This is a genomic window from Streptomyces sp. NPDC088116 (genome assembly GCF_044741745.1).
GTDB lineage: Bacteria > Actinomycetota > Actinomycetes > Streptomycetales > Streptomycetaceae > Streptomyces.
On the sequence record NZ_JBIUTF010000001.1, the window covers coordinates 840,505 to 854,599 of the forward strand.

The 14,095-nt window shown below is 70.5% G+C and carries 12 protein-coding genes; 9 read left to right on the forward strand and 3 right to left on the reverse strand.

The window, feature by feature from the left end; translation table 11 throughout:
* Positions 1–80: 80 nt before the first annotated feature.
* From ACIOJD_RS03640 to ACIOJD_RS03655, 4 genes are all read left to right on the forward strand, one after another.
* Entirely contained in the window at positions 81–1,535 is a 1,455-nt protein-coding gene (locus ACIOJD_RS03640; RefSeq protein ID WP_401908011.1) for an APC family permease, read from the forward strand.
* 46 nt (positions 1,536–1,581) lie between these two features.
* A complete protein-coding gene (xseA, locus tag ACIOJD_RS03645) occupies positions 1,582–2,790 on the forward strand; it encodes an exodeoxyribonuclease VII large subunit (protein ID WP_401908012.1) in 1,209 nt (402 codons plus the stop codon).
* 201 nt (positions 2,791–2,991) lie between these two features.
* The gene (locus ACIOJD_RS03650) at positions 2,992–3,258 is read left to right on the forward strand and encodes an exodeoxyribonuclease VII small subunit (RefSeq protein ID WP_401908013.1); all 267 of its coding nucleotides are present in this window, start codon (positions 2,992–2,994) and stop codon (positions 3,256–3,258) included.
* A gap of 180 nt (positions 3,259–3,438) precedes the next feature.
* Positions 3,439–4,029, forward strand: coding sequence for a malonic semialdehyde reductase (locus ACIOJD_RS03655; protein WP_401908014.1), 591 nt, complete (start codon positions 3,439–3,441; stop codon positions 4,027–4,029).
* Between the two features lie 113 nt (positions 4,030–4,142).
* Here the strand turns inward: ACIOJD_RS03655 and ACIOJD_RS03660 are convergent, their stop codons facing one another.
* Positions 4,143–4,706 carry a DUF4245 domain-containing protein gene (locus tag ACIOJD_RS03660; RefSeq protein WP_401908927.1) on the reverse strand — a complete coding sequence of 188 codons (564 nt, stop codon included), beginning with the start codon at positions 4,704–4,706 and terminating at the stop codon, positions 4,143–4,145.
* A 132-nt stretch (positions 4,707–4,838) separates the two neighbouring features.
* Between ACIOJD_RS03660 and glpX the strand changes: the two genes are divergently transcribed.
* Complete coding sequence (gene glpX / locus ACIOJD_RS03665) at positions 4,839–5,870, forward strand: class II fructose-bisphosphatase (protein ID WP_401908015.1); 1,032 nt, start codon at positions 4,839–4,841, stop codon at positions 5,868–5,870.
* A gap of 171 nt (positions 5,871–6,041) precedes the next feature.
* Here the strand turns inward: glpX and ACIOJD_RS03670 are convergent, their stop codons facing one another.
* Positions 6,042–6,416 (reverse strand): WhiB family transcriptional regulator, encoded by a 375-nt coding sequence (locus ACIOJD_RS03670; protein ID WP_401908016.1) that lies wholly within the window; start codon positions 6,414–6,416, stop codon positions 6,042–6,044.
* Between the two features lie 213 nt (positions 6,417–6,629).
* Positions 6,630–7,313: a DUF1707 domain-containing protein gene (locus ACIOJD_RS03675; RefSeq protein WP_401908017.1), complete on the reverse strand. Its 684-nt coding sequence runs from the start codon at positions 7,311–7,313 to the stop codon at positions 6,630–6,632.
* 174 nt (positions 7,314–7,487) lie between these two features.
* Between ACIOJD_RS03675 and ACIOJD_RS03680 the strand changes: the two genes are divergently transcribed.
* The 4 genes from ACIOJD_RS03680 to ACIOJD_RS03695 all read left to right on the forward strand — a co-directional run bounded on the left by ACIOJD_RS03680 (position 7,488) and on the right by ACIOJD_RS03695 (position 14,086).
* Positions 7,488–9,152, forward strand: a complete 1,665-nt coding sequence (locus ACIOJD_RS03680) for a fumarate hydratase (RefSeq protein WP_401908018.1) — start codon at positions 7,488–7,490, stop codon at positions 9,150–9,152.
* A gap of 212 nt (positions 9,153–9,364) precedes the next feature.
* Positions 9,365–10,888 carry a class II fumarate hydratase gene (locus ACIOJD_RS03685; protein ID WP_401908019.1) on the forward strand — a complete coding sequence of 508 codons (1,524 nt, stop codon included), beginning with the start codon at positions 9,365–9,367 and terminating at the stop codon, positions 10,886–10,888.
* An 84-nt stretch (positions 10,889–10,972) separates the two neighbouring features.
* A complete protein-coding gene (locus ACIOJD_RS03690) occupies positions 10,973–11,650 on the forward strand; it encodes a DUF402 domain-containing protein (protein WP_401908020.1) in 678 nt (225 codons plus the stop codon).
* 543 nt (positions 11,651–12,193) lie between these two features.
* On the forward strand, positions 12,194–14,086 hold the full coding sequence (locus tag ACIOJD_RS03695; RefSeq protein ID WP_401908021.1) for a SpoIIE family protein phosphatase: 1,893 nt from the start codon (positions 12,194–12,196) through the stop codon (positions 14,084–14,086).
* Positions 14,087–14,095 lie beyond the last annotated feature (9 nt).

The following is a 14,095-nucleotide window of genomic DNA, read 5'->3' on the forward strand; positions in this document are numbered from 1 at the left end:
CCATCGTAAGGCCGTGCCGAAGAGGCCGAAGATCTGCCGTCTGCCCGACACTGGGCGTACGCGATCGACGGAGGGGCGCGATGGCCGACACCGGTAACGGTACGGACGGGCAGCCGGCGCAGGTGCGGGGAACAGGGAACGGGAACGGGCACAGGGACGGGAACGGGTACAGGGACGGACTTGGGGACGGGGACGGACTGCGGCGGACGCTCGGCTTCCGCGATCTCGTCGTCTACGGGCTGCTGTTCATCGCGCCCATGGCCCCCGTCGGCGTCTACGGCACGCTCGACGCCCGGTCCCACGGATCCGTGGCCCTGGTCTATGTGGTGGCGACCGTGGCGATGGCGTTCACCGCCTTCAGCTACGCCCAGATGGTGCGGGTCGCCCCGCAGGCCGGTTCCGTGTTCGCGTACGCGCGCAAGGGGCTCGGCGAGGGGCCCGGGTTCATCGCCGGCTGGATGGCGATGCTCGACTATCTGCTGATCCCCGCCGTGGCCTATCTCTTCGCGGGGATCGCGATGGAGGCGCTGGTTCCGGCCGTCGACCAGTGGGTGTGGACGGCGATCGCCGTGGTGATCACCACGCTGCTCAACCTCTGGGGCGTACGGGCGGCGGCCCGCGTCGGCTTCGCGGTGCTCGCCATGGAGATCGTGGTGCTGCTGGTGTTCGTGGTGTCGGCCGTCGTCGTACTCGCCCGGGACGGCGCGGAGCGCGGCTGGGCCACGCCGTTCACCGGCGATACGGAGTTCTCGCTCGCGGCGGTGCTCGGCGCGGTGTCGGTGGCCGTGCTGTCGTATCTGGGGTTCGACGCGATCGCCTCGTTCGCCGAGGAGGTGACGGGCGGTTCGCGGCAGGTGGCGCGGGCGGTGCTGTTCTGTCTGGTGCTGGCGGGCGTGCTGTTCGTCGCGCAGACCTATCTGGTGGCGCTGCTGGAACCGATGTCCTCGGCCCAACTGGCCGCCGACCCGGCCAAGCAGGGGTCGGCGTTCTACGACGCGGTCGACACGTCGGTCGGGACCTGGCTGCACGATCTGGTGGCGGTCAGCAAGGCGATCGGCGCGGCGTTCGCGGCGCTGGCCGGGCAGGCGGCGGCGGGGCGGCTGCTCTTCGCGATGGGCCGCGAGCGCCGGTTGCCGCGCGCGCTGGCCCGTACGGACTCGGGTGTGCCGCGCGTGGCACTGCTGCTGGCGGCGGTGGTCACGCTGGTGGCGGCGGTGTGGGCGGCCCGCCGCGACGACGGTCTCGACCACCTGGTTTCCGTGGTGGACATCGGGGCGCTGACCGCCTTCGTCCTGCTGCACGCGTCGGTGGTGGGGTGGTTCGCGGTACGGCGTGCCGAGGGGCCGCCGAGCTGGTTCGCCCATGTGGTGCTGCCGGTGACCGGCGCGGCGATCCTGGTCGCGGTGATGGTGGAGGCCACGAGCACGGCGCAGATCGTGGGCGCCATCTGGCTGGCCGTGGGGCTGGTGGTGCTGTTCGCGCAGCGGGGACGCGGCGCGGGGCAACGCCCTTCCGTAGGAAGGGCGGCACCGTGACGCCGTTTCCGGGGCGATGTCAGAGGCGGCGGATACGCTCCTCGGTATGGCTCTCCAAACGTCCGCGGACGCTCCGCTGCCCGTCGGTGAGGTGTCGCGGCTCATCGGCGGTTGGATCGACCGGCTCGGCGCCGTCTGGGTGGAGGGGCAGATCACCCAGCTCTCGCGCAGACCGGGCGCGGGGGTCGTCTTCCTGACGCTGCGCGACCCGTCGTACGACATCTCGGTGGGCGTGACCTGTTACCGGCAGGTCTTCGACACGATCGCGGACGTGGTCTCCGAAGGCGCGCGGGTCGTGGTGCGGGCCAAGCCGGAGTGGTACGCGCCACGTGGGCAGTTGTCGCTGCGGGCCACGGAGATACGCCCCGTCGGAGTGGGCGAGCTGCTGGTGCGGCTGGAGCGGCTGAAGAAGTCGCTGGGCGCGGAAGGGCTCTTCGCCGCCGACCGCAAGCGGCCGCTGCCCTTTCTGCCGCAGTTGATCGGGCTGGTCTGCGGGCGGGCGTCGGCGGCCGAGCGGGACGTCCTGGAGAACGCGCGCAGGCGGTGGCCCGCGGTGCGTTTCGAGGTACGGAACACGGCGGTGCAGGGGGTCAACGCGGTGGCCCAGGTCGTCCAGGCCGTGGAGGAGCTGGACGCGCTGCCCGCGGTGGACGTGATCATCGTGGCGCGCGGCGGCGGCAGCGTGGAGGATCTGCTGCCATTCTCGGACGAGCAGTTGGTACGGGCGGTGGCCGCGTGCCGTACGCCGGTCGTGTCCGCGATCGGGCACGAGCCGGACGCGCCGCTGCTGGACCTGGTGGCGGACGTACGGGCCTCGACGCCGACCGACGCGGCGAAGAAGACCGTGCCGGACGTCGGGGAGGAGCTGGACCGCGTACAGGCCCTGCGGGACCGGGCGTTGCGGACGGTACGGGGGCTGCTCGACCGGGAGGAGCGCGGTCTCGCCCACGCGCTGGCCCGGCCGGCGATGGAACGGCCGCACCGGATGGTGGACGAGCGCGAGGCCGAGGTGGCCGCGCTGACCGACCGGAGCCGGCGGGTGCTGCGGCATCTGCTGGACCGCGCGGACTCGGAGCTGTCGCACACCCGGGCGCGGGTCGTCGCGCTGTCGCCCGCCGCGACGCTGGAGCGGGGGTACGCGGTGCTGCAGCGGCCGGACGGGACGGTCGTGCGGTCCCCGGAGGACGTCGCGGCGGCCGAGGAGCTGCGGGCCCGGGTGGCGGAGGGCGAGTTCACGGTGCGGGTCGCGGAGTGACCGGTACGGCGCGGAGCCGTGCCTCACGCAGCGGCGCCTCGCACGGCCGCTCCATCACGACCACCGGCGGAATCGCTGTCGGGGTCGTCGCCGCCGGCGTCACAGGAATCGCCGTCGGAATCGCAGTCGCCGTCGGAATCGCAGTCGTCGTCGGAATCGTTGTCGGACCGCGCGTATGGGCGCGTATTTAGGGTGGATCACATGGCCAGGACGGATGAAGCCACAACGCTCGGCTACGAGCAGGCACGGGACGAGTTGATCGAGGTCGTACGCCGGCTGGAGGCGGGCGGCACGTCACTGGAGGACTCCCTGGCGCTGTGGGAGCGGGGCGAGGAGCTGGCGAAGGTGTGCCGCCGCTGGCTGGAGGGCGCGCGGGCGCGGCTGGACGCGTCGCTCGCGGACGACGAGGACACGGCCCCGGGCGCGGGGAAGGGCGCGGGCGAGGACACCGGCACGAACGAGGCGTAGCACCGGGCGCGACGAGGCGAGCGCACCAGACCGTGGGGAGCACCGGGCGACAGGCGCCTGTGAGTCGGATCACCCGAATCCGGTTTTAGTTGAAGCTTCACACATCTGCTTGTACGGTAAAGGTGATCCCTTGACCACTTGGATCCCTTGACCACTTGCGCGTTCGGAAGGTGCCCCCACATGTCCCTCGTTCTCGACTCCGCCGCCCAGGACCTCCTCTTCCGCGAGGCCCGCACCGCCAACACGTTCACCGACGAGCCGGTGACCGAGGAGCAGGTGCAGGCGATCTACGACCTGGTCAAGTTCGGGCCCACCGCGTTCAACCAGTCGCCGCTGCGTGTCGTCCTGGTCCGTTCCGCCGAGGCCCGCGAGCGCCTCGTGCCGTTCATGTCCGGGGGCAACCAGCCCAAGACCGCCACCGCTCCCCTGGTCGCGATCCTGGCCGCCGACAACGAGTTCCACGAGGAACTCCCCCAGCTCTTCCCGGCCTTCCCCGAGGCCAAGGACGCCTTCTTCAGCGAGCGCCCGGCGCGCGAGCAGTCCGCCACGATGAACGCCGCCCTCCAGGCCGGCTACTTCATCCTCGGCGTCCGCGCCGCCGGTCTCGCCGCCGGCCCCATGACCGGCTTCGACGGCGCCGGCATCCAGAAGGAGTTCCTGGACGGCGACCACACCCCGCTGATGGTCGTCAACATCGGCAAGCCCGGCGAGAACGCCTGGTACCCGCGCTCCCCGCGCCTCTCCTTCGACGAGGCCGTCACCACCGTCTGAGGCATTTGAGCCCGCATATCCGAGGCGTTGAGCCCGTGTATACGACGAGGCCGCCGCACCTTCCGGTGAAGGTGCGGCGGCCTCGTCGTATACGGCTCAGCCGTAAGCGCGGGTCAGGACTTCTCGGTACCGGTTCCCGCGCCGGCCCCGGAGCCGGACGCGGACGCGGGCTCCGGCTTCAGCGCGGCGGCCATCTGGGCCAGCCGCTCGTACGACGCGGTCCCCGTCACCACCGTCGTCGCGTCACCGTCCATGCGCACCAGGGCGTCGTACTTCGGCCCCTCCCAGCGCCGCCAGGCCTCGCCCGCGATCTGCTGCGTCTTGCCGGTGTCGGTGGCCTGCTGGGTGACCTCGGGCACGTATTTCTTCGGGGGCGCCGCGGACTGCTCGACCGCCACGTACTGGCCGTCCGGGTCCAGATAGCCCAGATGCCACGCGTCGTCGTCCTGCCGCTTGTACGTGACCGACGTCGGCTTCCACTTCTCCGGCAGGCCCACCGGCGCCAGCACCGGATACGGGGCCGCGCGCCGCGCGGTCAGCAGCTCCACCCGGTAGTCGACCGCCTTGACCGGCGTCGCCTTCTCGTCATGCGGAATGAACACGTAGATCACGGCCACGACCATTCCGATGACCACCATCGACAGGAACATGTCCCGCACCGTCTGCTTGCCTCGCATACCTGCCACCGCACCATGGTCGCATCACGGTGCGGTGCTCATACGTGGGGCCCTCTGCTCAATTTGTCGATGTACGGATAGAGTCGCATCACCCTCTTTTCCGGCCGTCGCCGTACAGAAAGGTGCGTCCCGATGACCGAGCACCACCTACCGTCCCCGCTCGACGTCTCTCCCGAGGCCCCCGACCGCAACCTCGCCCTGGAGTTGGTCCGGGTCACCGAGGCCGCGGCCATGGCGGCCGGCCGGTGGGTCGGGCGCGGCGACAAGATCGGCGCGGACGGCGCCGCGGTGAACGCCATGCGCACCCTCGTCTCCACCGTCTCGATGAACGGTGTCGTCGTCATCGGTGAGGGCGAGAAGGACGAAGCCCCGATGCTGTTCAACGGCGAGCACGTCGGTGACGGCACCGGCGCCGAGGTCGACATCGCCGTGGACCCCATCGACGGCACCACCCTGAACGCCAAGGGCATGCCCAACGCCATCGCCGTCCTGGCGGCCGCCGACCGCGGCACCATGTTCGACCCGTCCGCGGTCTTCTACATGGACAAGCTGGTCACCGGCCCCGAGGCCGCCGACTTCGTCGACATCAACGCGCCCGTCTCGGTCAACATCCGCCGGGTCGCCAGGGCCAAGCGTTCCTCCCCCGACGACGTCACGGTCGTCATCCTCGACCGCCCCCGCCACGAGGGCATCGTCAAGGAGATCCGGGAGACCGGCGCGCGGATCAAGTTCATCTCCGACGGCGATGTGGCCGGTTCGATCATGGCGGCGCGCGAAGGCACCGGCGTCGACCTGCTGATGGGCGTCGGCGGCACCCCCGAGGGCATCATCTCGGCGTGCGCCATAAAGTGCCTCGGCGGTGTCATCCAGGGCAAGCTCTGGCCCAAGGACGACAAGGAGCGGCAGCGCGCGATCGACGCCGGGCACGACCTGGACCGCGTCCTGTCCACCGACGACCTGGTCAGCGGTGACAACGTGTTCTTCGTCGCCACGGGCATCACGGACGGCGAACTGCTGCGCGGGGTGCGCTACCGCGCGGAGACCGCGACCACCCAGTCCCTGGTGATGCGCTCCAAGTCGGGCACGATCCGGCAGATCGACTCGACGCACCGGCTCTCGAAGCTCCGGGCCTACAGCACGATCGACTTCGACCGCGCGAAGTAGCCGACGCGCGACCTGAGGGCCGACGGCCCTCAGGCGTATCGACGGCTCACGCGGATGCGGATACGGAAGGGGTGCCCCCACTGTGCGGCGGGGGCACCCCTTCCGGATACCTGCCCATCGGATACGCGTCTCTCGGAAAACGCGTCGGCCGGGCACCCGGCCCGGTACGCCTCAACCGGCGGCGGCGACCCGGCTCTCCGCCGAGGCGGCCTTCCTCAACTCCAGCTCGCGCCGCCTGCGACGGGCCAGCACCACTCGGCGCTCGGCCGCCGTCAGACCGCCCCACACTCCGTACGGCTCGGGCTGGAGCAGCGCGTGCTCCCGGCATTCGACCATCACCGGACAGCGGGCGCAGACCCGCTTCGCGGCCTCCTCGCGCGCCAGCCTCGCGGCTGTCGGCTCCTTGGACGGGGCGAAGAACAGTCCGGCTTCATCCCGACGGCACACCGCCTCCGAATGCCAGGGCCCGGCCTGATCCTCCCGAGCGGGACTCCGCTGCGGCGGAACGGCGGCGACCTGCAGGGGCTGATGCGGCGGTTGCAGCACGGTCTACTCCTGACGACGGCTTCGCGAGCGAGAGACGATGCAGCCTTCCCTACCCGCTGTACGCACTCCTATGCACTGAGTGGTACCCAGTTCGGAGTTCGGAATATCGTGCGGAATTCCGGACACTCTCGTGCCGTCGGACGACTTTGGCCGAAAACCACCGAAGACGACCGGCCGTCGGTCGAACGGGAGCCGGCCGAGGCCGGCGGAAAATCAGGAACCGAGGTGCTTGCGCAGCCGGTTGTGGAGATCGGCGACCCACTTGCCGCGCTTCGGCTTGGCCTCGACGTTCCCGAACAGCGAGTAGCCGTTGACCGTGACGAGAGGCGCGTTGGGGTCGTCGCCCTCCAGGGTCAGCACCTCGAAATTGCCCAGGATGCCGGTACCGCTGCCCCGCAGCGAGATGTTTTGGGGGACCGTGATCTCGACATTGCCGAAAATAGCCGTCGCGTTGATCACGCTGGCGCGCTGGCCGAACAGCGCCTCGGTCAGGTCGATCTCGACATTGCCGAAGAGCGCGAAGGCGTTGGTCTTGCGCCCGATCCGCCAGCGGCCCCGGCGAGTTGAGCTGCTGAGGATCGCGACGAGGTTCTCCGCCGGGGCCGTCGGATCGTCGGGTCCGTATCCGTATGCGGACGACGAGGACACCGGCCTCGCGATCGGGCGGCCGTCGGCACCGACGGCCGGCAAATCCCGCACCAGCGGCTCCAGTTCCCCGACGGTCTTCGCCCGGTAGACGGAGTCGATCCGCTCGGCGTGCTCCTCGGCGTCCAGGCGGCCCTCCGCCAGCGCCTCCCGGAGAATGTCCGCGATCCGGTCCCGGTCGGCATCGGAGGCCCGGATGGCCGGGGGCTCCGCGGGCGCGACCGGCTTCTGAGGGTGCTTTTCGAGGTCCACGGCCCCAGGGTAGCGAAACGCGATAGATCGCGACCAGGGCCTCTCGCCGGGAGTACCGGGAACCGCCGGAACTGAGCCTTACCTCACAGGAGCGGTGTCCGTACGGCGCCCTACGCTGGATGCGCGCCGCCAATGGAGGCCGCGCCTCCGTCTGTCGAGTGAGGAATGGCCGTAATGCCAGAGTTTGCGTACTCCGATCTGCTCCCCCTGGGAGAGGACACCACGCCGTACAGGCTGGTGACCGCCGAAGGTGTCTCGTCCTTCGAGGCCGACGGGCGTACGTTCCTCAAGGTCGCCCCGGAGGCACTGCGGACGCTCGCCGCCGAGGCGATGCACGACATCTCGCACTACCTGCGCCCGGCCCACCTCACGCAGCTGCGCCGGATCGTGGACGACCCCGACGCGTCCTCGAACGACAAGTTCGTGGCGCTCGACCTGCTGAAGAACGCGAACATCGCGGCCGCGGGCGTCCTCCCGATGTGCCAGGACACCGGCACGGCGATCGTGATGGGCAAGCGCGGTCAGAACGTGCTGACCGAGGGCGGCGACGAAGAGGCGCTGTCGCACGGCATCTACGACGCGTACACCAAGCTCAACCTGCGCTATTCGCAGATGGCCCCGCTGACCATGTGGGACGAGAAGAACACCGGCTCGAACCTGCCCGCGCAGATCGAGCTGTACGCGACCGACGGCGGCGCCTACAAGTTCCTCTTCATGGCGAAGGGCGGCGGCTCCGCCAACAAGTCGTTCCTCTACCAGGAGACCAAGGCGGTCCTCAACGAGACCTCCATGATGAAGTTCCTGGAGGAGAAGATCCGTTCGCTCGGTACGGCCGCGTGCCCGCCGTACCACCTGGCGATCGTCGTGGGCGGTACGTCGGCCGAGTTCGCGCTGAAGACCGCGAAGTACGCCTCCGCGCACTACCTGGACGAGCTGCCGGCCGAGGGCTCCCCCACCGGTCACGGCTTCCGGGACAAGGAGCTGGAGGAGAAGGTCTTCGAGCTGACGCAGAAGATCGGTATCGGCGCGCAGTTCGGCGGAAAGTACTTCTGCCACGACGTGCGGGTGGTGCGCCTGCCGCGTCACGGCGCGTCGCTGCCGGTCGCGATCGCCGTCTCCTGCTCGGCCGACCGCCAGGCCGTCGCGAAGATCACCGCCGAGGGCGTCTTCCTGGAGCAACTGGAGAAGGACCCGGCGCGCTTCCTCCCCGACACGACCGACGAGCACCTGGACGAGAGCGGTGTCGTACGGATCGACCTCAACCGTCCGATGGACGAGGTCCTCGCCGAGCTGACCAAGTACCCGGTCAAGACCCGGCTTTCGCTCACCGGAGGGCTGGTCGTGGCCCGCGACATCGCCCACGCCAAGATCAAGGAGCGGCTCGACGCGGGCGAGGAGATGCCGCAGTACCTGAAGGACCACCCCGTCTACTACGCGGGCCCCGCGAAGACCCCCGAGGGATACGCCTCGGGCTCGTTCGGTCCGACGACGGCCGGGCGGATGGACTCGTACGTGGAGCAGTTCCAGGCGGCGGGCGGCTCGAAGGTCATGCTCGCCAAGGGCAACCGCTCCACACAGGTCACCGACGCCTGCGGCTCGCACGGCGGCTTCTACCTCGGCTCGATCGGCGGCCCGGCCGCGCGTCTCGCCCAGGACTGCATCAAGAAGGTCGAGGTCCTGGAGTACGAGGAGCTGGGCATGGAGGCGGTCTGGAAGATCGAGGTGGAGGACTTCCCCGCGTTCATCGTCGTGGACGACAAGGGCAACGACTTCTTCACCGAGCCGGCCCCCGCCCCGACCTTCACCAGCATCCCGGTCCGCGGTCCCGGCCTGGCCTGACCGGCCTCCCTCTCGGTACGACGGGCTCCGGCCCGGACGTACGGCGCGCCCTCCCCGGTATTCCACCGGGGAGGGCGCGCCTTTTGCGGATACGTCTTCGCCGATACAGCCTTACGGGAACACCACGGGAACACTCGTTCGGGGGAACGTGTGCGTGCACGGGAACACACGAGGTCAGCCGGACGCTCATCCAGACAGGAGGTACGACGACGATGACGACGGACGAGAACACGAGTGCGGGCCGGGGCCGGACCCCGGACGGCCAGACTCTGGACGGCCAGACTCTGGACGGCCAGACTCTGGACGGCCAGACTCTGGACGGCCAAACCCCGCACGGCCGGGCCCCGGACAAGGGCCGGTACCGCACCGAGCACGACTCCATGGGCGAGGTGCGGGTCCCCGCGGACGCCAAGTGGCGCGCCCAGACCCAGCGCGCGGTGGAGAACTTCCCCATCTCGGGACAGCGGCTCGAACGCGCGCACATCGAGGCTCTGGCCCGTATCAAGTCGGCCGCGGCGAAGGTCAACGCCGACCTCGGCGTGATCGGCAAGGATGTCGCGGAAGCCATCCAGGGCGCGGCTGCCGAGGTCGCGGAGGGCCGCTGGGACGAACACTTTCCGGTGGACGTCTTCCAGACGGGCTCAGGTACCTCTTCGAACATGAATACCAATGAGGTGCTCGCCACGCTCGCCACCGAGCGCCTCGGCCGTCCGGTTCATCCGAACGACGACGTCAATGCCTCCCAGAGTTCCAACGACGTCTTCCCGTCGAGCATCCACATCGCCGCGACCGCCGCCGTCACCGGCGATCTGATCCCGGCCCTGGAGCATCTCGCCGCCTCCCTGGAGCGCAAGGCCGAGGAGTTCCAGCACGTCGTGAAGTCGGGCCGTACGCATCTGATGGATGCCACACCCGTCACGCTGGGCCAGGAGTTCGGGGGCTATGCCGCGCAGGTCAGGTATGCCGTGGAGCGGCTGACGGCCTCGCTGCCCCGGCTCGCCGAACTGCCCCTGGGCGGTACGGCGGTGGGCACCGGCATCAACACCCCGCCCGGGTTCTCCGCGGCCGTCATCGCCGAGGTCGCGGGCGCGACCGGGCTGCCGCTCACCGAGGCGCGTAACCACTTCGAGGCACAGGGCGCCCGCGACGGGCTCGTGGAGACCTCGGGGCAGCTCCGGACCCTCGGCGGCTCGCTCACCAAGATCTCCAACGATCTGCGCTGGATGGCCTCGGGCCCGCGTACCGGGCTCGCCGAGATCAGCCTGCCCGACCTCCAGCCCGGTTCCTCGATCATGCCCGGCAAGGTCAACCCGGTGATCCCCGAGGCCGTGCTGATGGTCGCCGCGCAGGTCACCGGCAATGACGCCACGGTCGCCGCGGCCGGCGCCGCCGGGAATTTCGAGCTGAACGTGATGCTCCCGGTGATGGCCAAGAACCTCCTGGAGTCCGTACGGCTCCTCGCCAACGCCTCCCGGCTGCTCGCCGACCGCACGGTCGACGGCATCACGGCACACGCCGAGCGGGCCCGTGAATACGCCGAGTCCTCCCCGTCCGTCGTCACCCCGCTGAACAAGTACATCGGGTACGAGGAGGCCGCGAAGGTCGCCAAGAAGTCCCTGGCGGAGCACCGGACGATCCGTGAGACGGTCCTGGCGGCCGGGTATGTGGAGCGCGGCGATCTCACCCTGGAGCAGCTCGACGAGGCGCTGGATGTGCTGCGTATGACGAGGCCGTGAATACGGGACGGCCGCGGCCGCGCATACGGGACCGCTGCGGCCATGGACCGGGCAAGATCCGTACGACACGCCTAAGATCTGCGCATGGCAGCGACGGAAACGGCCGGGCGGCGCTGGGCGCCCGGCACTCAGATCCTGTGGCGGTACCGGGAGAACGCCGGAGACCGCGTACATATCTGCCGTCCCGTCACGGTCGTGCAGGACACCGACGAACTGCTCGCGGCATGGCTGGCGCCGGACACACCCTGCGTGAGGCCGGTGCTCGCGGACGGTACACCCGTCCACCACGAGCCGCTGACCAGCCGCTACACCAAGCCGCGCACGGTGACGCACGACCGGTGGTACGGGATGGGTGTGCTGAAGCTCGCACGGCCGGGCGAGCCCTGGTCGGTGTGGCTGTGGTGGGAGCGCGGCTGGCGCTTCCAGAACTGGTACGTGAATCTGGAGGAGCCGCGCACCCGCTGGGCCGGAGGCATCGACTCCGAGGACCACTTCCTCGACATCGACGTCTATCCGGACCGCAGCTGGCGGTGGCGCGACGAGGACGAGTTCGCCCAGGCCCAGCAGGACGGACTGATGGAGCGGGACCAGGCGCGGCGGGTCCGGGAGGCCGGGCGGGCGGCGGTCGACCTGATCGACGCCTGGGGCGCCCCGTTCCGCGACGGCTGGGAGCACTGGCGGCCCGACCCCCGCTGGGCGGTGCCGCGGCTGCCGGACGGCTGGGACCGGGCGCCGGCACGAGCGGGGGCCCGCGCGCGATGAACCACACACGAAGCGCGCCGGTACCCCTACACGGCCCGTCGGCGTGCGCACGCGCCTTGTCGGCGTCCGTACACGGCTCGTCGGCAATCGTCCGCGGCTCCCTGGCGTCCGTACGCCACCCGTCGTCCCCCGCACGAATGACCCATACCGGCACGACTCCTGCCCGAACACCCCCCGTACGGGTGACTCCTCTCCGGGGCGGTCCCACCCGAACGAGCCCTGCCCGTGTGCGTGCTGACCAACGCCGTGATCACCCGGGCAGTGCTCTCAGGGCCATGAGACCCTTGATGTGGCCCCAGGGTTCAAACGTAGGATCGTCCTCCGGAACATCGGCACCCGCGTCAACGGGTGAGCGCAGCGCACGGATTGGCCGCAAGTCACACCACACGTCACACCGTTAGTCGCTACGACCGCAAGTCACAACGACCGTGAATCACATCGACCGCGTGAATCACTCGAGGGGGGTGGAGCCGTGCGGGAGGGCTGCCACCCTGTCGAAGCGATCGCATCGCACCACCGGCCCGGACGGACGGAACCCCACGCGTGACGGAGCACCCCCCCTCCCACGAAGGCCGGCAGCCACTGGTTGCCCGGTCGCAGGAACGCACGAGGCCGCGGCAGGAGGCCGCAGCCTCTGCGCCACCTCAGCCCACGGTGCCTGCCCCGGCGGCGGACCCCGCGGGGACCGCACGGCGCGAGGGCGACCGGCTGCGCTTCGTGGGAGCCGCCACCCGCCGTATCGCACGCGGCATAGACCTGGACGAGATCGTGCTGGGGCTGTGCCGGGCGACCGTACCGACGTTCTCCGACGCGATACTCGTCTATCTGCGCGATCCGCTGCCGGTCGGCGACGAGCGGCCGGTGTCGCCGTTCGTGCTGCGGCTGCGGCGCACCGACCGGCTGCGGCTGACCGACGAGGACACCGAGAACGGCTCGCCCATCAGTCCCATCCCGCCACAGGTACAGGTCACCGACGGGCTGCGGCTGCCGATCCTGGATCCGCAGTCCGATCTGATGCCCGCGGCGGAGCTGTGCGAGGTGCGCTCCGGGGGTGCGCTCTCCGAGGTGCTGCGCGGTGTGCGCCCGGTCTTCGGCGACTCGGCCGCGGCCCGTGCCGCGCTGCCCGAGCTGCTGGGCGTGGACCGCACCGTACCGACCGGGCACCGCGCGATCCTCGCCCCGCTGCGGGGCCGGCGGCGGGTCATCGGTGCCGCGGTGTTCCTGCGCAGGCCGGACCGGTCGCCCTTCGAGCCGAACGATCTGCTGGTCGCGGCGCAGCTGGCGACGCACACGGCGCTGGGGATCGACAAGGCCGTGCTGTACGGCCGCGAGGCGTACATCGCCGACGAACTCCAGCGCACGATGCTGCCGGAGAATCTTCCGCAGCCCACCGGGGTGCGGCTGGCCTCGCGCTATCTGCCCGCCGCCGAGACGGCCCGGGTCGGTGGTGACTGGTACGACGCGATCCCGCTGCCGGGCAGCCGGGTGGCGCTGGTCGTCGGCGATGTCATGGGGCACTCCATGACCTCCGCGGCGATCATGGGCCAGCTGCGGACGACGGCGCAGACCCTCGCCGGTCTGGACCTGCCGCCGCAGGAAGTGCTGCACCACCTGGACGAGCAGGCCCAGCGGCTCGGCACGGACCGGATGGCCACCTGTCTGTACGCGGTCTACGACCCGGTCGCGCACCGGATCACCATCGCCAACGCCGGGCATCCGCCGCCGATACTGCTGCATCTGGGCGGCCGGGCCGAGGTGCTCCGGGTGCCGCCCGGGGCGCCGATCGGGGTCGGCGGGGTGGACTTCGAGGCCGTCGAACTGGACGCGCCCGCCGGAGCGACGCTGCTGCTCTACACGGACGGGCTGGTCGAGTCGCGGCTGCGTGACGTCTGGACGGGCATCGAGCAGCTGCGGGAGCGCCTCGCGGCCACCGCGCAGCTGACCGGGCCCGATCATTCCCCGCCGCTGGAGGCGCTCTGCGACGACGTGCTCGATGTGCTGGGACCGGGCGACCGGGACGACGACATCGCGCTGCTCGCGGCCCGGTTCGACGGCATCGCGCCGAGCGATGTCGCGTACTGGTTCCTGGAGCCGGAGGACGCCGCTCCCGGGCGGGCCCGACGGCTGGCCCGGCGGGCGCTGTCCCGCTGGAACCTGGAAGAGCTGAGCGACTCGGTCGAGTTGCTGATCAGCGAGGTGGTCACCAACGCCGTGCGGTACGCGGAGCGTCCGGTGACGCTGCGGCTGCTCCGTACAGACGTACTGCGCTGCGAGGTCGGGGACGACTCGCCGCAGCTGCCCAGGCAGCGGCGCGCCCGCGAAACGGACGAGGGCGGACGGGGACTGTTCCTGGTCAACCGGCTGGCCCGGCGCTGGGGAGCGACCCGGCTGTCCACCGGCAAGGTCGTCTGGTTCGAGATCGCGACCCGGACGTGATCGCATCGG